At 61.5% G+C, this 19,249-nt stretch carries 22 protein-coding genes; 1 reads left to right on the forward strand and 21 read right to left on the reverse strand.

Going from position 1 to position 19,249, the window contains the following annotated elements; translation table 11 throughout:
• Positions 1 to 34: 34 nt before the first annotated feature.
• A complete protein-coding gene (locus tag BTUS_RS08705; protein ID WP_013075737.1) occupies positions 35 to 841 on the reverse strand; it encodes a CheR family methyltransferase in 807 nt (268 codons plus the stop codon).
• Positions 842 to 898: 57 nt separating this feature from the next.
• On the opposite strand from BTUS_RS08705, the gene BTUS_RS08710 reads away from it, so the two are divergent.
• Positions 899 to 1,834, forward strand: coding sequence for a patatin-like phospholipase family protein (locus BTUS_RS08710; RefSeq protein WP_013075738.1), 936 nt, complete (start codon positions 899 to 901; stop codon positions 1,832 to 1,834).
• 2 nt (positions 1,835 to 1,836) lie between these two features.
• Here BTUS_RS08710 and ndk read toward each other — a convergent pair whose 3' ends face one another.
• The 20 genes from ndk to BTUS_RS08810 form a co-directional block, all read right to left on the reverse strand.
• Positions 1,837 to 2,280 carry a nucleoside-diphosphate kinase gene (gene ndk, locus BTUS_RS08715; protein WP_041305484.1) on the reverse strand — a complete coding sequence of 148 codons (444 nt, stop codon included), beginning with the start codon at positions 2,278 to 2,280 and terminating at the stop codon, positions 1,837 to 1,839.
• 176 nt (positions 2,281 to 2,456) lie between these two features.
• Complete coding sequence (locus tag BTUS_RS08720) at positions 2,457 to 3,440, reverse strand: polyprenyl synthetase family protein (protein WP_013075740.1); 984 nt, start codon at positions 3,438 to 3,440, stop codon at positions 2,457 to 2,459.
• An 81-nt stretch (positions 3,441 to 3,521) separates the two neighbouring features.
• The gene (gene mqnC, locus BTUS_RS08725; RefSeq protein ID WP_013075741.1) at positions 3,522 to 4,601 is read right to left on the reverse strand and encodes a cyclic dehypoxanthinyl futalosine synthase; all 1,080 of its coding nucleotides are present in this window, start codon (positions 4,599 to 4,601) and stop codon (positions 3,522 to 3,524) included.
• Complete coding sequence (locus tag BTUS_RS08730) at positions 4,601 to 5,419, reverse strand: menaquinone biosynthetic enzyme MqnA/MqnD family protein (RefSeq protein ID WP_013075742.1); 819 nt, start codon at positions 5,417 to 5,419, stop codon at positions 4,601 to 4,603. The genes mqnC and BTUS_RS08730 overlap by 1 nt, the downstream gene beginning before the upstream one ends.
• The gene (locus BTUS_RS08735) at positions 5,419 to 6,387 is read right to left on the reverse strand and encodes a hypothetical protein (RefSeq protein ID WP_013075743.1); all 969 of its coding nucleotides are present in this window, start codon (positions 6,385 to 6,387) and stop codon (positions 5,419 to 5,421) included. Before BTUS_RS08735 ends, BTUS_RS08730 begins: the two co-directional genes overlap by 1 nt.
• The gene (locus BTUS_RS08740) at positions 6,374 to 7,021 is read right to left on the reverse strand and encodes a UbiX family flavin prenyltransferase (RefSeq protein ID WP_013075744.1); all 648 of its coding nucleotides are present in this window, start codon (positions 7,019 to 7,021) and stop codon (positions 6,374 to 6,376) included. The genes BTUS_RS08735 and BTUS_RS08740 overlap by 14 nt, the downstream gene beginning before the upstream one ends.
• A gap of 69 nt (positions 7,022 to 7,090) precedes the next feature.
• A complete protein-coding gene (locus BTUS_RS08745; protein ID WP_013075745.1) occupies positions 7,091 to 7,876 on the reverse strand; it encodes a demethylmenaquinone methyltransferase in 786 nt (261 codons plus the stop codon).
• A gap of 3 nt (positions 7,877 to 7,879) precedes the next feature.
• On the reverse strand, positions 7,880 to 8,722 hold the full coding sequence (locus BTUS_RS08750) for a heptaprenyl diphosphate synthase component 1 (RefSeq protein ID WP_013075746.1): 843 nt from the start codon (positions 8,720 to 8,722) through the stop codon (positions 7,880 to 7,882).
• Between the two features lie 169 nt (positions 8,723 to 8,891).
• Positions 8,892 to 9,353, reverse strand: coding sequence for a hypothetical protein (locus BTUS_RS08755; RefSeq protein ID WP_013075747.1), 462 nt, complete (start codon positions 9,351 to 9,353; stop codon positions 8,892 to 8,894).
• 63 nt (positions 9,354 to 9,416) lie between these two features.
• A complete protein-coding gene (gene mtrB, locus BTUS_RS08760; RefSeq protein WP_013075748.1) occupies positions 9,417 to 9,662 on the reverse strand; it encodes a trp RNA-binding attenuation protein MtrB in 246 nt (81 codons plus the stop codon).
• Positions 9,663 to 9,809: 147 nt separating this feature from the next.
• Positions 9,810 to 11,393, reverse strand: a complete 1,584-nt coding sequence (locus BTUS_RS08765) for an acyl-CoA synthetase (protein ID WP_013075749.1) — start codon at positions 11,391 to 11,393, stop codon at positions 9,810 to 9,812.
• 163 nt (positions 11,394 to 11,556) lie between these two features.
• On the reverse strand, positions 11,557 to 13,035 hold the full coding sequence (gene spoIVA, locus BTUS_RS08770) for a stage IV sporulation protein A (protein WP_013075750.1): 1,479 nt from the start codon (positions 13,033 to 13,035) through the stop codon (positions 11,557 to 11,559).
• 143 nt (positions 13,036 to 13,178) lie between these two features.
• Positions 13,179 to 14,003: a lipoate--protein ligase family protein gene (locus BTUS_RS08775; RefSeq protein ID WP_013075751.1), complete on the reverse strand. Its 825-nt coding sequence runs from the start codon at positions 14,001 to 14,003 to the stop codon at positions 13,179 to 13,181.
• 13 nt (positions 14,004 to 14,016) lie between these two features.
• Positions 14,017 to 14,400, reverse strand: coding sequence for a glycine cleavage system protein GcvH (gene gcvH, locus BTUS_RS08780; protein WP_013075752.1), 384 nt, complete (start codon positions 14,398 to 14,400; stop codon positions 14,017 to 14,019).
• 60 nt (positions 14,401 to 14,460) lie between these two features.
• On the reverse strand, positions 14,461 to 15,510 hold the full coding sequence (locus tag BTUS_RS18615) for an NAD(P)H-dependent glycerol-3-phosphate dehydrogenase (protein ID WP_013075753.1): 1,050 nt from the start codon (positions 15,508 to 15,510) through the stop codon (positions 14,461 to 14,463).
• A 12-nt stretch (positions 15,511 to 15,522) separates the two neighbouring features.
• Positions 15,523 to 16,131 (reverse strand): glycerol-3-phosphate 1-O-acyltransferase PlsY, encoded by a 609-nt coding sequence (plsY, locus tag BTUS_RS18620; RefSeq protein WP_013075754.1) that lies wholly within the window; start codon positions 16,129 to 16,131, stop codon positions 15,523 to 15,525.
• A 39-nt stretch (positions 16,132 to 16,170) separates the two neighbouring features.
• A complete protein-coding gene (der, locus tag BTUS_RS08795) occupies positions 16,171 to 17,505 on the reverse strand; it encodes a ribosome biogenesis GTPase Der (protein WP_041305492.1) in 1,335 nt (444 codons plus the stop codon).
• Between the two features lie 37 nt (positions 17,506 to 17,542).
• Positions 17,543 to 18,085: a DUF3189 family protein gene (locus BTUS_RS08800; RefSeq protein ID WP_083780129.1), complete on the reverse strand. Its 543-nt coding sequence runs from the start codon at positions 18,083 to 18,085 to the stop codon at positions 17,543 to 17,545.
• A complete protein-coding gene (locus BTUS_RS08805; RefSeq protein WP_013075757.1) occupies positions 18,039 to 18,521 on the reverse strand; it encodes a hypothetical protein in 483 nt (160 codons plus the stop codon). Before BTUS_RS08805 ends, BTUS_RS08800 begins: the two co-directional genes overlap by 47 nt.
• Positions 18,478 to 19,110 carry a hypothetical protein gene (locus tag BTUS_RS08810; RefSeq protein WP_041304011.1) on the reverse strand — a complete coding sequence of 211 codons (633 nt, stop codon included), beginning with the start codon at positions 19,108 to 19,110 and terminating at the stop codon, positions 18,478 to 18,480. The genes BTUS_RS08805 and BTUS_RS08810 overlap by 44 nt, the downstream gene beginning before the upstream one ends.
• Between the last annotated feature and the right edge of the window lie 139 nt (positions 19,111 to 19,249).

A 19,249-nucleotide genomic window follows, 5' to 3' on the forward strand; every position in this document is an offset into this window, starting at 1 on the left:
GCATTGTTTATGATACACGACTCGCCCGCCCTTGTCAACGGCCGGGCGAGGGTGAGATTTTTTCGTAAAAAAACGTATCGAACACCCGGAACCCGAACCGTTCGGGTTGAAAAATCGGCTCGGTGCTGCCCACAAACAGCACGCCCCCCGGCGCCAGGGCGTCCCGGAACTTTGGATAGATCCGCATTTTCGCCTCTTCGGTAAAATAGATCATCACGTTCCGGCATACAATGAGGTCAAAGCCGTGATCATAAGGGTCTGCGAGGAGATTGTGCCGCCGGAATCGCACCGATTGTTTCACGATGGGCCGGATCGCCCATCGATCCTCGCCCAATTGTTCAAAATATTTGGCGGCGGTGCCCGACGGAGCGTGCTCCAGGGAGGCAGTGCGGTAAATCCCTTGTTTCGCCCGCTCCATGGCGCTCTCGTCGATGTCGGTGGCCAGGATTTCAAACCGGTTGGGGGAAAGGCCGCTCTCCATCAGCACCATGGCCAGGGTATAGGGTTCTTCTCCGGTGGAGCAAGCGGCGCTCCAGCACCGCACCGGGCGGGACAGTTTGAGATACCTGGGCGCCAGCCGACGGCCCACCACCTCCCAACGCCCGGGATTGCGATAAAACTCCGAGACATTAATGGTCATTTTATCGAGGAACTCCTGGTACACCCGGGGATCCCGACGTATGAGCGCAAAAAAATCCGCCCAGTTGTCGCAGTTCCACCTCTGCCTGAGCGACGTCAGCCGCCTCTCCATCTGGGGGCGTTTGTATTCGGTCAAATCCACCCCGATCCACCACAACACCTGAGCCGCAAACCATAGATATTCGTCTTTTTCCCTCTCCACCCGATGATCCTCCCCATTGCTTTCCGCCCGGTGCGATGACTGAAGGGAGGGGTGCTCATGAAGGGATACCGGCCGGTCCACCGTCCTTTTCGCCTGGGCTTGGCCTTGAGCGGTGGCAGCCTCCGTGGGGCCGGCCACCTGGGGGTATTGCAAGTCCTTGAGGAACACGGCATCGTCCCGGATATCGTTGCCGGCGTCAGCGCCGGGGCGGTGGTGGCCGCCCTGTACGCCCGGGGTATGCCCGTGGCTGAGATGATTGAAGAAGCCAAACACCTGGCCAAAGCCCGTCTCATCGATTGGGACGTCCCCCTCCGCACCGTTCTGCGTTTTCTCCTCCGATACGCGCTTTACCGCTTGGGACTCTCTCCGAACCCGAGAACCCTTCTGCCCCCGGGCTTGATCCAAGGCGCCCGCCTGGAGGCCTACCTGCACCGCCTGTTCCTTATGTATCCGCGCCGATGCCTGCCCTGCCTGATCTCCGCCACCGACCTGTACCATACCGAGACGGTGGTCCTCGGCTCCCTCCCGTCCCTCTCCCTCTCCCCGGCACATCGGTACATCCGGCTGGGGGAGCACGAATGGCCCCGGGCTGTTCGGGCCAGCTGCGCCCTTCCCGGCGTCTTTCAGCCCGCCCGCCTGCGGGAACGCCACCTGGTGGACGGCGCCGTGCGCAACACCCTGCCCGCCGACCTTTTATTCCGGGCAGGCGCCCGGCGAGTCATCGCCGTCGATCTGCACCTCGGGGAGTTGGTGGACCGGAACATGAAGACCTTTATCGACGTCATCGACCGGTCCCTCACCCTGATGTTCGCCGACCTGGCTGCCCTGCGCCTCTCCAGCTACCCGGAACTCCGGCTGGCGCCCCCCATCCCCGACATTGGGTGGACCGATTTTGCCCGCATTCCGGAATGTATCGAGGTTGGCCGCGCTTACGCTCTTCACCAATTGCCCCTTATCCGCGAGTACCTCCAGAGGCCCCGGACCCCGGCGTAACCTCAAATCCAGCGATCCATGGACCGTTCGTACTTCAGCGGGGTTTCCCCGCCGAACCACAGGGCGATCTCCCTGGCCGCGCTCTCCGGGGAGTCCGAGCCGTGCACCACGTTCATCCCGATGGACAGCGCCAGATCTCCCCGAATCGTCCCCGGCGCCGCCTCCTGGGGATTGGTTTTTCCCATCATCTGCCGGACCACGGCGATGGCTCCCTGTCCTTCCCACACCATGGCGAATACCGGCCCCGATGTGATGAAGGACACCAGTTCGCCGAAAAATGGTTTGTCCCGGTGTTCTTCATAATGTTTCTCCGCCAACTGCCGGGACACCTGCATCAATTTCGCAGCTACCAACCGCAGGCCTCGCCGCTCCAACCGAGACACGATATCGCCGATGAGGCCCCGTTGGACGCCGTCGGGTTTAATCATCACAAAGGTCTGTTCCAGTGCCATGACGTTCACTCCTCATCCTGGGTTGAATATCCCCATCTTGTCCAATCTTCTGGAGTACCGCATTATGATACCAAATCGCCTCAGCGGCGGACAAGACGCACCCTCGCCCGCCGTATCCGGGATCACCAAAGGGCCCCCGCCTCAGAAGGTAGCGCCCCGTGGACCACTCCCTACCGGTCTCGGGCGGTCACAAACCCCAGCACCGCCTCCAGCGCCTCCCGTGCCCATCCATCGGGAAGAGCCGCCAAATCCCGCCGGGCCCAGGTCACGTATCGCTCCGCCACCCGCCGGGCCTCGTCGATCCCCCCGGACTCCGCCACTGCTCGCACGACCTCCGCCGCATCCTCCTGGGACATGCCGGGGTGAATCCGACCCGCCAAACGCCGACTGGCCGCCTCGTCCCCCGAGGTCCTCCCGCGCAGCGCGAAAAGTACCGGCAGCGTTAGATTTCCCTGCAGGAGATCACTCCCCACGGGTTTCCCCATAACGGCCTCATCGCCCACTAAATCCAGCACATCGTCGACAATCTGAAAAGCCATGCCCAGATGCCCCCCAAAGCGCCACAGCGCCCGGGCCGTCTCCTCGTCAGCCTCCGCCGCCCGGGCGCCCACCAGGCAACTGACCGCCATCAGGAGGGCTGTCTTTTGCCGGATGCGACGATAATACCGGAAGAGCGGCTGGTCAATCCGGTACAAGTCGTGCATCTGTTCGAGCTCCCCTTGGCACATCCGGGCGATGGCCCAAGCCGTCACCTCGTGCAACCGCCGGTCTTCCATCTCAGACAAAAGTTCCAGAGCCCGGGCAAACAAAAAATCCCCGGTGTAAAGGGCCAACTGATCCCCCCATGCCGCTTTCACCGTGGGCCGGCCCCGTCGGGTGTCCGACCGGTCGATCACGTCGTCGTGCACCAAGGTGGCCATATGAATCATCTCCAGGGCCGCCGCCGCCCGGACCAGGGCCTCGGTGTCCCTTCGGGGGCCAAACCGGCCGGAGACCAGCACCACCAGGGGCCGCAGGCGCTTTCCCCCCGCCCGAAGAAGATACAAGGAGGCTTCCTGGAGCGCCGGTTCCCGGCTGGCCACTTCCTCTTCCAACAGGTCTTCCACCCGGCGAAGTTCACCCCGCATCGCTCCGTACAATTCCGTTACTCTCATCCCGCTCCCCTCTGTGCCAGGCCCCGCCACCCGCGGACCTTTGTTGTTCTCGCGCGGGAAGTCCCGGCCGATCCAGTCCCGTCAAAAATACCGGAGGATATCGTAATAGGTGTTTCGCTGGGCCGCCGTCCGCCCGGCGTCCCGGATAAGCCGCACGATGTCCTCCCGGGTCATGCGATAATGCGCTCCCGCTGCCCGTACGACATTCTCCTCAATCATGGTGCTGCCGAAATCGTTTACCCCGAATTCCAGCGACAGCTGCCCAATCTTCGGCCCCATGGTCACCCAGGACGCCTGGAGGTTCGGGATGTTGTCGATCACCAGCCGGGCAATCGCCACGGTCTTCAAGTATTCCGCCGCCGTGGCCCGGGTCCCCCGGAGCGCCGTGTTATCGGGCTGGTACGTCCAGGCGATAAAAGCCGTGAATCCCCCGGTTCGATCCTGGGCCTCCCGCACCCGGAGCATGTGCAACACCCGCTCCTCGTCGCTCTCCCCGAAACCCACCACCATCGTCGCCGTGGAGGGCATGCCCAGCCGGTGCGCCGTGAGGTGCACCTCCATCCAGTCTTCCCAGGTTCCCTTCAATCGGCTAATCCGACGCCGGGTCCGGTTGTCCAGGATCTCCGCCCCGCCCCCGGGCAGAGAGTCCAGCCCCGCATCCCGGAGGGCCCGCACCACACCCTCCAGGGACAACCCAGAGATCTTTTTCAGATTCTGGATCTCCGCCGAGGAGAAAGAATGCATATGCACCGGGAACCTCGCCTTGATCTTCCGCAACAACTCCGTGTACCACTCCAGGGGCAGATCCGGGTGGGTTCCGCCTTGCATCAGGATCTCCGTGCCCCCGAGGCGCACCGTCTCTTCGATCTTTTCAAAAATCACCTCGTCCGGCAGGACATAGGCTTCGGGATGGCCCGGCCGCCGGTAAAAAGCGCAAAAGGTACAATACGTATCGCACACATTGGAATAATTGATGTTGCGATTCACCACAAAGGTCACGACGCCCTCCGGGTGTAGCCTCCGGGACACCTCTCGGGCCGCCCGGCCCAGGGCCACGATGTCCGCCGATTCATACAGCCGAACCCCGTCCTCCAGGGTCAACCGCTCCCCGGAAAGCGCTTTGTTCAGAATCTCCTCCGCCGCCCCCGTCCGCACCAACATCAGAGATCCCCCCATAACTGAACCCGGGCGGCTGTTGGCAAAAGCCCCAGGTCGTGCGCTTCTTGGTAGTAGCGATGAAGTCCGTCCAAAAGATCCTCCCCCAGATCATAGGACAGACACCGATAATAGTCCCGCCAAAACTGCTCCTCCCCGCCGCAGAAATCGGCGGCAGCCCGGATCACCGCGTCAATCTCCCGCAGACCCCGATCCCGGGCCTCCCGAAAGGTCCGGTGCACCGAATGGAGCAACTCCGGAGCTTCCTCCGCCACCGCCCTGCGCACCGCCCACACTGCGAACACCATGCCAAGCCCTGTCCATTCCCACCACGCTTCACCGAGATCCAACATCATCAGACCCCGGGGGTTCAAGACTGCCTCCAGGGCATCGTCTCCGATCAAAAGAGCGGCGTCCGCCCGCTCCAACATTCGGTCTAAATCTGGATCCATCGTAACATATTTGGGAGCAATCTCAAACCGCCGGGCAAACAAGATCTTAAGTAACCGCACGGACGTGGCGGAGCTGGAAGTCAGTGCCACCGTCCGGCCGTGAAGGGACGGAATCGGCAGGGTCGACACGAGAAAAATCGAACCCACCGGCCCCCGGCTGCTCACCGACAAATCCCTCAGCACCACGTAGCGCTCCGGGTGCAGCCCGTAGGCAAAACTGGACACCGGGCCCAGATCCACGGCTCCTTCTTCCAACCAAGCGTTGAGCTGACTGGGGACAGCCGGTTTAAACTCCACCCGATCATGCTCAAAGAAGTGATACACTGGCAAAATGTTCGCATACTGGATGCGACCGATCCGCAGGACCTCCATCACGCCGCCCCCTGTTTTGGACCTTTTAGGTCCCCATCTCCTGCCCACACCGGCAAAAGACCCGTCTCCCGGACCAGCCGTTCCGCCTGGTCGGGATCGCCGATCTCCGGCCCGGATAGGGGCGATGGTTCATCCCAGCACCGCCACGGGGCCCCCGACAGACTGTCCGCGCCAAAGCGCAGGGCCGTTTGGGCGAGTTTCTCATCCCCCGCTCTCCAGGACACCTCGAGATGCACGGCGGGAAAAACGAGCCGGGCTGCGGCCAACGTCAACAAATCCTCTAAACCGGTGGTCGGAGGCAGGTCCAGCCGATCGCCCAAGGGCCAACGCACCGGATCCCAAGGCTCTAACCGGACCAACGCTAAGCGCCCTTCCGAAGCCCACTGCCGAAGCCGAGGCCAGGCGCGCACCCGGGCCTCCCGGGTCTCTCCAGCCCCGTAGCGTAGAACCACGTGACTTGCCATTCCCCGTTCGTGCGCCCTTCGGTGCACCTCAAACCAGTCGTCCAACGGGAGGACCGGCCGGCTCCGGCGCCAACCCTCGTCGAGGACCTCGGCATCCTCTCCCCGAAGGAAATCGATCCCCGCCTCTTTCAGGCGGCCGAGCACCTCCGTCACCCGCTGCAGATTCCCTTGTGCCCATCGCCAAACATCCCCGGCCGACGGCCCGCTGAGACTTCCCCGAAACCCAGCCATCCGAACCTCCGCCGAGCGCTTAAGAATCGCAGCCTCTTCTTCCCCGACCGAGTCGAGAACCACACTCCTGGGGAACTCCTCCCGGCCTTCCGCCGGCACGTACCGGTTCAGTGCCGGTGTCGCCGCCGGTTCGCGCCCCGGTCCTGTGGATATCCAAAAGCGTTCCATGAGGAACACCCGGTCCCCAAATCCCTCGGTTTTGACCCGGTGGGCCTCCGCCCCTAGATCCAGGACATCCCGGTCGAAAAGTGACCATAATTCACGTTCTGTCAACTTCCCCCACCTCCTCCCCGGTACTTCCCCAGCGCCGAAACAGCCCGTGCGGCAATCGAAGTTGGTCAAGAATCTTCCCCACCACAAAATCCACCAAATCCATCAAAGTTTCCGGACGGTGATAAAACCCGGGCATCGCCGGGACAATTCTGGCCCCGGCCCGGGCCGCCCGGACCATATTTTCCAGGTGGATCAGATGAAGGGGCGTTTCCCGGGGGACCAAGATGAGCGGCCGTCCCTCCTTCAGGTGGGTATCGGCCGCCCTCTCCAACAGGTTGTCCGAAGCCCCACTGGCCACCGCCGCCAGGGTCCCCATGCTGCACGGGACGATGACCATGGCCCGGGTCAAATAGGAACCGCTCGCCACCGGAGCTGAAAAATCCCCGAGGTCGTGCACCGACACCCGGTCCGAAGCAATTCCGGCTTTCTCCCGGAACAGTGGCCAGTCACCGGCTTTGACGGGCCACCCCATCTCCAGGCGCAGGACTTCCCAGGCCGCTCCGGAGATCAGAAGGTGGACCCTTTGGTTCAACCGGACCAGCTCCTGCAGCAAACGAACGGCATACACCGCGCCGCTGGCCCCGGTCATGCCCACCACCACAGGCAGATCTTTTTCCACTTGCTCCCTCGTCATCCGCATCGCTCCGATTCCCGGCTCCCCCGGACATCTTCCCTTTTCATGCCGCCGCCATCGGCGCAAAGCTCACTTCTCGACATCCGCTGCCCGGGATGGAGCTGCATCCGCCTCCGAGGCAACACCCTTCGGTTTGCGCCCGATGTGAAGGGCGGCCACGCCTCCGGAGAACCTCCAGAACCGCACCTCTTCAAGCCCGACCTCCCGAAACACCTGGGCCAGTTCTTCCGCCCCCGGAAAATGGGTCAGGGAATTGGGCAGGTACTGATAGGCCGGCGCTCCTTCTCCCACGAGCAGCCGGGCCACAAAGGGCATGACCTTGTAAAAATAAAAGTAATACACCGTGCGAAAGGGCTCCCATGTGGGCTTGGACAACTCCAAGGACACCACCAATCCCCCGGGTTTGACCACCCGGGTCATTTCCCGCAGTACTTGGCGATAATCCTTGACATTGCGGAGCGCAAAACCGATCGTGGCAAAATCAAAGGTGTTTTGCGAATAGGGCAGTTCCATGGCATCTCCTAACACTAACGATGTCTGCCGGCCGACCCCTTCCCGGCTCACCTTCTCCTTGGCCACATCGAGCATCTCTCGACAAAAATCGAGCCCCACGACCCGGCCCTCGGCCCCCGCCGCTTTCGCCAAGGCCACAGTCCAATCCCCGGTACCCGCCGCCACATCCAACACCTGGGCCCCGGGGAACACCGCCATCTGTTTCATCGTAAAGGCTCGCCACGCTTTGTGGCGCTGAAAACTGATCAAATCGTTCATCCGGTCATAGTACCGGGCGATCCGGGAAAAGATCGACTGAACCAGTTCGACTTTGCTCGGCTGTTGGTTTGACTGATTCGGCAATCGTTACCTCTCCTTCGCCACGGGCACCCAGGATGCCCAGGCCGCTTCCCACTCGGAACACATCCTCTCCAACCCCTCGGCCCCTAACCGGGGAAGGGATGCAAGCCGACTCCTGATCAAACTGCAAACCTCCGTCAACTGGTCGGTCACCCAATCCCCGGCATTGTATTTTGCGTAGAGCGCCCGCACCCGACCGCTGGACCGCTCCGACTCCTCAAGAGCCCGCCGTTCCTCCGCTGTGGTGGAAGCCCAGACATACAAGTCCATCAGAGAGGGCAGCGCGCCCCCGTGGCCCCATTCCCCGCCCCGGACCAGAGCAAAGCCGCGCCCGGCGGCCCGTACTATCTCTGGCCAAGGATCCCGCAGGGAAAGCCCGCTCAACAGTCCGCGAACAACCCCGGTTTCGATCTCCGCGCACAAGGCCCCATACCCCTCGGGATCCTCCTCCCACTGCCAGGACCGCCGCCGCACCTTGAGCTCATTCACCCGGCGCACTCCGCCCGAGAGCACGCCCACCAGAGACACCAACCCATACTTCGCCAAGAGCAGGTAATATTTACTGCTGAAAAAGTCCCCCGCCAACACCGTCGTTGCCGACACTCCGCCGCCGCCCGGCTGAGCGCGCTCCACCTCGTGCACCTCCAGCCCCCGGTGCACCAGATACACCGCTGCGGCCACCGCCGCCCGAAGCGCCGGACCCAGTCCGGCCGACGCCCCCATGCTCCAGATCAACCAAATCAACGAGCGATCCAACGGCTCCGATGACCACTGGCAAAGCTCAGGGTGGTTCATCTCCCCGGCGATCATTTTCTCGATACTGCCCATCTCCATTTCCCAGTCTGGCATCAGCACGCTCTATCCCAACTCCCTATGGTGCGGCATCTCCCGGCCGAAAAGAAAGGCCGCCGGCAAACCGGAGACCCCCATGTCCGACGGCTTTAACTTTATCATATTTATGCCCCTGGGGCTATGCACGGGGTTTCAGCGGACATGCCGAAAAATTGAAGCTGAAGAATTATTGTTGATGAAAACGATGTTGTACGAAGGCCGGAACGGCGTCGGTTCCGGGCGGAGGCCCGTGATCCAAGGCGGGGCGGTCGGCCGTATAGGTGCGCACCACCCGGCCCGACGCGTCTATCAAGTCAATCCTGGCACGATCCACCCCTTCTGCATCCACCAAAAAGGTGTAGGCCAGCGCGTACACATCCTGGATGGCCGACCCATCCCCTCCCCCGCCGGGCTCTGCCAACTCGACGGAGATAGTACCCGGAGACCAATCGACTTTTTCCAGCCGCCCCCGAAGGACAAGCCCATCCAGACGGTCCACCGCCGCCGTCAACGAATCCACCCGGCCCGGCCGATGCCACAGCACTGGAAGAGAACCGTCGGCGAACCGATCGAACGCCCGCTGGGGAATCGCCGCCAGCACCCCCGCCGCGGCAAACGCCGCCACCGCGATCCACCACCAACTTCTCATCCCCCGCGTCCCTCCACCTGCCGTTTCGGGACCATATCTATGCAGGTTCCGAGAGTTTTACGATCAACCCTCTTCCAGGGGCTCGATCACGCCGAATTTTGTGTAAATCCGACATTTCCCCCTGACTTTAATCGCCGAGGTGTGTTCGGTAAACTGTGCCAGCATGACCTCTCCTCGGTCCAGGCGTTCCGTGTGGTGAAACCTGGTGTCTGTGCCCCGGGTGAGGCCGATGACCGTCACACCGTTTTCCTTGGCCTGGATGGCAAAATAATCCCCCAACACCGACGCCACTTCATCGCTGATGATCATCCCGCAGACTTCCCTTCTTCGTGTCGATCCGTCGCCCTTCATTGTAACCGAAACGGTCGAATTTCGACACCGTGCGACGAATGTTTCAAGTCCGGGGTGGCGATTTGTCGAAAGAGGCGATTTTTTTCATTTCCGGGGCAATACCGATTACTTGCTCAACTTGCGCTCTCGTTCCTGAGCCCGTAGTTCAACCCGGCGGATCTTACCGGACGTCGTCTTCGGCAAGCCGTCCACATATTCAATCTCCCGAGGATATTTATAAGGGGCCGTTGTGTTTTTAACATGCTCCTGCAGCTCCGCCGTCAACTCCGGGGATCCGGTATAACCCTCCCGAAGCACCACGAAGGCTTTGACGATGTTCCCCCGCTCGGGATCCGGGCTGGCCACCGCCGCGCACTCCGCCACCGCCGGATGTTTCACCAGGGCATCTTCCACCTCAAAGGGCCCGATCGTGTACCCCGCACTGATGATGATGTCGTCCGCCCGCCCTTCAAACCAGAAATATCCGTCCTCATCCATCTTGGCCTGGTCTCCGGTGATATACCACTCGCCGCGAAACGCCTTTTCCGTGCGGTCGGGATCGTCCAAATATCCCTTGAACAACGTCGCAGCATCCCGGTGAATGGCGATATCCCCCACTTGGCCCGGGGGCAGTTCCCGCCCATCTTCGTCCACCACGGCGATGCGATAGGCCGGGAAAGGCCGGCCCATGGAACCCGGGCGCACCGGGGTATCCACCGTGGTCCCCACCATCAGCGAGTTCTCCGTCTGGCCGTATCCGTCCCGAACCAACACGCCGAAATGCCGTTGAAACGTGTCGATCACTTCGCGGTTCAGGGGTTCTCCGGCGCTCACTGCGCTGCGCAGGGCCCGCGGACGATACTTCTCTAGACCCTGGACTTTGGCCATCAATCGGTATTCCGTCGGGGTCGCGCAGAAAAGCCCGATGGGATACTCGCACAAAAGGTCGAGATAGACCTTCGGGTCAAAGCGCCCCCGGTACACGAAAGCCGTTCCCCCTCTGCCGAGAATGGACACGAAGGGACTCCAGACCCACTTCGCCCATCCCGGCCCCGCCGTCGCCCAGGCGATCTCCCCCGGCCGTACGTCGAACCAATAGGTCGCCGCCACTTGGACATGGGCAGCCGGCCAAGAATGGGTATGCATCACCCCTTTTGGCCCCCCCGTGGTTCCGGAGGTGTAGGACAAAAAAGCCAATTCGTCCGACCGGGTGGGTACTGGCTCAAAGTTTCGGTCAGCCTGGGCCATCTCGGCCCGAAGGTCCACCCACCCCGGGGCCTGTCCGAAAAGTAGATACCGCTCCGCCGTCGGGCACTGGTCCCGGATGGCTTCAAACTCGTTCCGAATCCCCTCAAAGGCCACCACCGCCTTGGCCCCGGCGTGTTGAATCCGATAGGCCAGGTCTTTCGCCCGCAACATCTCTGAACCGGGCATGACCACGGCACCGACCTTTAACAACCCCAGGTACACCACATAGGCATCCACCGAGCGAGGTAATGTGACGATCACCCGGTCCCCTCGACCGATCCCCTGGGCGGTCAGAACGTTGGCGAACCTATTCGACAGATCTTTCAGACGCCAGTACGGGACATATTCCTCCTGACGGTCCTCGGTGACGGCGACAATGGCGATCCGGCTCCCGTCTTCTGCGTAGTCATCCACCACTGCGGCAAAATTATAAATCTCCGGTATCTCGATGGATGGTTGCATCAATAGACCCCCTTCAGAAAACTTGGCCTGCTTAGATGGATTCGACACGCCGCAGCCAAATTCCTTTCCTCCGACGGGCTTATCGGCCGGTTGACATAAAAAAACGGAGAAGTCCGCAGACCCCCCGTTTCGCCTTTGCCCCCGCTGTCCGCCAAGGGCCAGCCTATAGAATGATGGCGATCAATCCCCCGCTGCCCTCGTTAATAATCCGCTCTAACGTCTCTTGAAGTTTATACTGGGCGTTTTCCGGCATCATCGCCAATTTGGCCGAAATCCCCTCCCGGACGATGGCCGCCAGGGATTTCCCAAAAATATCCGATTCCCAGATCTTCAGCGGATTCTCTTCAAAATCCTGCATCAGATAACGCACGAGTTCCTCACTTTGTTTCTCCGTTCCGACAATCGGGGCGAACTCCGACTCCACATCCACCCGGATCATGTGGATGGAAGGCGCCGTGGCTTTTAGCCGGACCCCGAATCGCGAACCCTGGCGGATGAGTTCCGGCTCATCCAGGGTCATCTCCTCCAGAATGGGCGAGGCGATCCCGTACCCCGTCGTCTTGACCATTCTGAGGGCATCCGCCACTTTGTCGTATTCCCGTTTCGCGTAAGTTAGATCTTTCATGAGTTTCAGCAGATGGTCCCGCCCCCGGATCTCCGTTCCGACGATCTCCGTCAACACTTGGTCATAAAGCTCATCCGGGGCTTCCAGATCGATATCCGCCACCCCGTGCCCCATATCCATATGGGACAAGGCCGCCCGGGTGACAAACTCGTAATCTTGAAATTGCCCCACCACCCGGTCGATGTCCCGCAGGCGCCGGACATCCCGTACACTCTCGCGAACGGCCTGCTCAAACTGGGAACGAAGCCAATGGTCCGCATCCAGCACCATCACCCAACTGGGCAGATTGACGTTTACTTCGTGGACCGGGAATTCATACAGGGCTTCCCGAAGGATCCCCAGGATGTCCTCTTGGCCCATGGTGGCACAAGAAACGGCCAGGACGGGGATATCGTATTTTTCCGCCAGGGCGGACCGCAGGGCCCCGGTCTCCGGGTGGTAGGGATGGGCGGAATTGAGAATCATCACAAAAGGTTTCCCGAGCTCCTTGAGCTCCCCCACAATGCGCTCTTCCGCTTCGATGTAGGCGCTGCGGGGAATTTCGGCGATGCTCCCGTCCGTGGTGATCACCAGGCCGATGGTGGAATGATCCGCGATCACCTTCCGCGTCCCGATTTCCGCCGCTTCCTGGAACGGAATGGGCTCCTCGAACCAGGGGGTGCTCACCATCCGAGGGCCGCTTTCGTCCTCATATCCCCGGGCGCCATCCACCGCATACCCCACACAATCCACCAGGCGAACATTGATGTCGAGACCGTCGGCGACGGTGATTTCCACGGCCTGGTTGGGAATGAACTTCGGTTCTGTCGTCATGATCGTGCGTCCGGCGGCGCTCTGGGGCAACTCGTCGGTGGCCCGGACGCGGTCTGCGTCGTTCTTGATGTTTGGGATGACAATCAATTCCATAAACTTCTTGATGAATGTCGATTTCCCCGTTCGAACCGGGCCGACCACGCCGAGGTAGATGTCTCCGCCCGTGCGCTCGGCAATATCTTTGAACACGTCGAACTTTTCCACAGAGGTCCCTCCCTCAGGCTGCCCGTCGATAGCACGGTCTTTGGACGGTACATATCTATGAACCCGAAGGAGAAATATGACCGCGAATCGGACCCGGGAACGAAAAGAAGCAAAAAAAGACGGCCCGGGCAACCCGAACCGCATCACTTTCGATAATTCCACTCGTCTGCGAGATATTTGGCCATCAACTGTTCCGCCGTCTCCCGTTCTTCCGCCGTGAGTTCCCCGGGCTCGAGACGGGCGCCCAGCGCCTCCGCAAACCCCTCTGCCAGGGCTTCTTCCACGCGCTCCGCCGAAACCGGCGCTCCTGCAAGATCCCGGAGGGACACGGCGTGCTCCTCGAAGGTCCGCCGCAGACGATCCCTGACCCGGTCCGAGGGGAAGCGCAGGACCGCGAAGAGGGCCTCCGGGTCCAGATCCAGAAGAATCGAACCGTGCTGAAGGATCACGCCTCGCTGGCGGGTTTGCGCACTGCCGACCAACTTCTTCCCCTCCACCACGACCTCGTACCAAGAGGGGGAATCGAAACAGGCCGCCGAACTGGGAGCTGCCAACCTCTGGCGCCCTTCTTCGTCGGGCCGAGCAAAGTGGGCATCAAAGCCGAGCTTCCGCAGGCCCCGAACCAATCCTTCGCTGATCACCCGGTACGATTCGGTCACCGACCCCGGCATCCCCGGATAAGATTCGGACACGACGACGCTGTAGGTGACTTCCCGGTCGTGGAGGACCGCCCGGCCCCCGGTCGGCCGACGCACAAACCCATACCCCCGGGCACTGAGGGCCTCGAAGTCCACTTCTTTCCCCGCGCGCTGAAAATATCCGATGGACAAGGTCGGCGGATCCCACCCGTACAGCCGGAGGGTCGGCGGCACCTCTCCTCTGGAATGGGCGATCATCACCGCCTCGTCCACCGCCATGTTGAAGGCCGCCGAACCCTTCCCCGTATGTAGCAGTCGCCAGGTCTGCATCCTCATCGCCTCATCAGGCGTTGATATGGGCGTTGTAACCGTTCGCATCCAGTAATGAGGCCACTTCCTGTGGATTCGACATTTCCACAGCGATCATCCAACCATCGCCGTAGGGGTCTTCGTTCACTTTTTCCGGGGCATCGCCCAAGTTGCCGTTGACCTCTACGACTTTCCCCGAGACCGGGGCGTATAGGTCCGACACGGTCTTCACCGACTCCACCGTACCGAAGGTCTCCCCCGCCTTGACCTCGGCACCGACCGCGGGCAATTCCACGAACACAATATCCCCCAGTTCCGATTGGGCAAAATCGGTGATTCCGATAACCGCGCGGTTCCCATCAACCCGGACCCATTCGTGCTCCTTACTATACTTTAACTCCTCGGGAATCTGGCTCATTCCGCAACCTCCTCTCGTTGCCCGCACCGCATACGGACGGCGGGGTACATCTGTATTGTATCAAAGGTCGCCGCCTCGACTCCAGTCCCGTCGTCCCTGCCAGAGGTCGGCCACCCATTCCTGTTTTGGCGTGCGGCCCATGAGTTCCTCCACCGCCCGCCGGGGATTCTCCTTTTCGAAAAGAACCGCGAAAGTGGCCTTTGCGATAGGCATCTCCACCCCGGCCTTTTCACTCAACTCCACCGCCGCCCGGGTGGTGTAAACCCCTTCCACCACCATGCCCATGCCCTGCAGCACTTCATCCAAAGACCGCCCTTCGGCCAGCATTAACCCCGCCCGCCGATTCCGGCTGTGTCGGCTGGTGCAGGTGACGATCAGATCCCCCACCCCGGCAAGTCCGGCAAAGGTCAAGGGAGCAGCCCCCAGGCGAAACCCGAGCCTCGCAATCTCGTGAAGGCCCCGGGTCATCAGCGCGGCCTTCGCGTTGTCGCCGAACCCCAGGCCATCGGACAGCCCCACGCCGATCGCGATAATGTTTTTCAGACTCCCCCCCAGTTCCACCCCGACGACGTCCGAGTGAGTATAAACCCGAAACCGCAGATTCATCAAGAGACGCTGCCACACCTCGGCCCCTTCGGGAGAAAACCCGGCCACCACCACCGTGGTCGGCAGCCGGCGGGCCACTTCCTCGGCGTGGCTGGGGCCCGAGAGTACCGCCAGACGCCGGGGTTCGAGCTCCGGGCAAGCGTCGAGAATCACCTCGGACATCCGCCGCCCGGTCTTGACGTCAATCCCTTTCACGGCATGGAGCACGTAGGCATTCGGTTCCAACTGACCATTTAACCGGGTGGCGACCTCCCCCACCGTCTGGGACGGCACCGCCAACACCACGTGGCGAACGCCGTGTACGGTTTCGCGCAGATCCGTATAAGCCTGAACGTTTTCGGGCACCGTACATCCAGGCAGGTACCGTTCGTTGGTGCGGCGCCCATTGATTTCCGCCGCCAGTTCTCTCCTGCGCGCCCATAGGTGGACCCGGTGTCCGTTGTCCGCGAGCACAAAGGACAAGGCCGTACCCCAGCTGCCGGCCCCCAGTACCGCGATGTCCACAAAAAGGCCTCCTTATAATCGACTTTTGCCCTGGCCGAGACGGTGCTCTTCGCCCCGAATCAATCGACCGATATTATCCCGGTGGCGCCAGACTGCTAACGCTGCAATGGCGATCGTCAACCAGATTTCAGCCGCCGGATAGTGAAACACCACCGCGAACACGGCGGTCAACAGGGTGAAAAGCAAGGAACCCAGGGAGACGTACCGGGTCACAACAAGGACAATCAGGGCAACCCCCCCGGCCGCCAGCGCCGGAACCGGCACGAGCGTCAACAAAACCCCGATCGCGGTAGCGATGCCCCGCCCTCCGCGAAACCCGAAAAAAATCGGCCAATTATGTCCAACGATGGCGAATAGACCCGCCACCGCCCACACCCCCGTGCGGTCGGGCGCCAGGGCCATGGCCACGGCGATGGCGATCAACCCCTTGGAGACATCTGCCACCAAAACCGCCGCTGCCGCCCGCTGTCCCAAAACCCGTAAAGTATTCGTCGCCCCGGCGTTCCCGCTCCCGTGTTGGCGAATGTCAATCCCGGCCATCCATCGACCCACCAACACACTTGAGGAGATGGAGCCGAGCAGGTAGCCGATGACCGCAGCGAGAATCCCTTGTCCAATCATCTGATCAACCCCTGTATCCCAGACGTGAAGGCAAAACTCTCATCTCGGCGGCCGAGCCCCGGACTTGCGCTGTCGAATGAGAAGGCGAAGCGGTGTGCCTTCAAATCCAAAAGCTGACCTCAGTTGATTCTCCAGGTACCTGATATAGGAGAAATGCATGAGTTCTGGATCATTAACGAAAAATACGAAGGTCGGAGGCTTCACTCCCACCTGGGACGCATAGTACAAACGCAAGCGGCGCCCCTTGTCGGAAGGGGGCGGAACTCGCTGGACGGCATCCTCCACCACGCGATTGACTGTGGCCGTGGGCATGCGCATGGCGTGCTGTTCGGCGATCTGGACCACCAAGTCCAAGATCCGTCCCACCCGCTGCCCGGTCTTCGCTGAGACAAACACCACCGGTGCCCAAGTCATAAAGGCAAACTCCTGGCGGATCTCCTCGGTCATGCGGACCGCCGTTTTATCGTCCTTCTCCACCAAATCCCATTTATTCACCACCACCGCCACCGCCCGACCGGCATCCACCGCATACCCCGCCACGCGCTTGTCTTGCTCGGCGATGCCCTGTTTGCCGTCAATGACCAACAAGCACACGTCACTGCGATCGATGGCCCGAAGTGCCCGAAGAACGCTGTACTTTTCAGTGTCTTCCCATACCCGTCCACGTTTTCGCAGCCCGGCGGTGTCAATGAGAATGAACGAATGGCCTTCCCGTTCGAAAAGGGTATCCACCGCATCCCGAGTGGTCCCCGGTATCTCGCTGACCAGGACCCGCTCCTCACCGAGGAGTCGGTTGACCAGGGAAGACTTGCCCACGTTCGGGCGACCGATCACCGCCACCCGAATCGCGTCATGATCCGGTTCCCCGGTATCCTCCGGGGGCAGCCGGCGAACAACGGCATCGAGCAGATCGCCAATCCCCAACCCGTGTTCAGCCGAAATCGGAAAGGGATCGCCCAAGCCCAGCCGAAAAAACTCGTACTGGGCAATCATTCGGTTCGGGTTGTCCAACTTGTTGACCGCAAGAACCACCGGTTTCCCGGCCCGGCGCAGCCGCCCGGCGATTTCTTCGTCCGCCGGAGTGATCCCGGAAATTCCATCCACGAGAAAAATCACCGCGTCCGCTTCTTCCAGCGCCAATTCAACTTGGGCGCGAATCGATTTCACGATCGCATCCGAACCGCCGAAGTCCAACCCTCCAGTGTCAATGATTCGAAACCCCCGGCCGTTCCACGACGCCAAAGCGTAGAGCCGATCTCGAGTCACCCCGGGTTTATCTTCGACGATCGCGATCCGCCCGCCCACAATTCGATTAAACAAAGTCGATTTCCCCACATTCGGCCGGCCGACAATCGCAACCAGTCCTCCGGGCATGGCTTTCACAACCTTTCCCACCTCTGATCCACCTGGATTATGACAGAACCGGCGCCGGTGCGTCAATCGCAGCCCGCCGCTCCGCTTCCCGCACCCGGTCGACAAAAGACCGCATCTCATCAATACGTCGGGCAATGGCCCAAGCGCTGAGGGGTCGCCCCCACTTGACCATCCCGTACCGCCGGGACAGAGCCCCTCCCAAACGAGCCACCGGCCCAATGTGAGACAGGGCCTCGGCAAAGAGGATCGGCACCGTTTGAAACCCCGGGAGCGCCAAAAGTGCGATCACCGCCTCCAGGGCCTTGTTGCGCCGCGGACCCAAACCAAGAGTATAGACGGGGTGGCCCAAATCGTCCACGCCCTTAAAATAGACCGTTCCAATCGACCAAGGCTCAGTGGCGTCATAGTCAGCAAGTTGGATCATGTCCCGGCCCCGGATCGAGTCCCCGGTTAAGCGCCCCAAATGTATTGCCGCACAGACGATCGAGGAATGGGCGCTGCCGTAGCAATAGTAGACCACCCGGAGACCTGGCTCAGCCGGGCCAGACGGATAGACGAGCCTGATGCCAGAGTTCGACATGTCCCAGCGCCTCCTTGACCGCCCGATCGACCTCGGCCCTCTCCCCCCATGCCCGCTCGGCCCGGCGCCACCGCCGCGTACGGGGCACCGGGACGGGAAGAAACACCACGGAACCCTGGGGGCGGGAGGAAAAAGCGAGAAATTGACGCCAAGCCCGCACGATCACCGGGGCATCTGGGCCGAGTCCGCACCAATACGCCACACCCCGGCGTCCCCGAAGGGGAAAAATTCCCGAACCCGGGCTCAAGGTTTGCAACAGATCGCGAACCGCCGCCTCGTCCCAAGGAAGATCTTCGGGGAACCGCCCCACGTCCAGCGCCGCCGTCAATGCCGCCCCAAGGCCTGCCCCTTCGTCATAAAAGAGGCGGAAAACCGGCCTGGTTTCCATTTCGTCAAGGGGACCCGTCCACCGTTCCCGGACGCCTGCCGGCACCATGTAACAGCCCCCCCACAGCGAGATGGATCGCCAGCGCTATCCACCCCGCCGCCATCATTTCGTCCACGAGGTCGGTATCGAACCACACGATATCCCGCAACACGACATCGTATTGAACCATTAAGACCTCGTATATCCCGCACACGACACCCCAACCAGCACAGGCGGCGGCAAACAACGGCGAAGGGGCAACAAGCCCCGCCACCGCCGCCCCGATCCCGGCACAGACCAGATCTCGAAACGGCCACGTCACCAAAGGGGTATAGGGCATCCCCGCCCAAAGGACGGCCATGGTGGCCGTGGTGAGGATCATGCCCGCAATTTGCCGGATCCACCCGCGCCATCCCAAAGGCGAAGTCAAAAGGATCGCCGTCGCCAAAACCATCAAAACCAATCCCCCGGCGTTGGCGCGGATTCCGAACATTCCGATGAGCCAGCGATTTAAGAACCAGGCCATCCCCAGGCCGATCACCAAGGCCCGACGACCTTTGCTCGATGGAACCACCCGGCGGTTTCCCCAGCCGGTGATTAAGAGAATCGCCGCGACCGCCATCAGCACATCCGCCAGAATTCCACTGGCCACGGGCATGAACATCACCTTCCGTGACACTAGTGTCGCCGCCGAGACGCACCGGTATACCTTGAACCCTTCTCATCAAGAACACGAACACAAAAACAGCGCCCGGGGTCTGCCCCCGGGCACCGATGGACGCCGCCTGTCACCTGCG

It is taken from the genome of Kyrpidia tusciae DSM 2912 (assembly GCF_000092905.1).
GTDB lineage: Bacteria > Bacillota > Bacilli > Kyrpidiales > Kyrpidiaceae > Kyrpidia > Kyrpidia tusciae.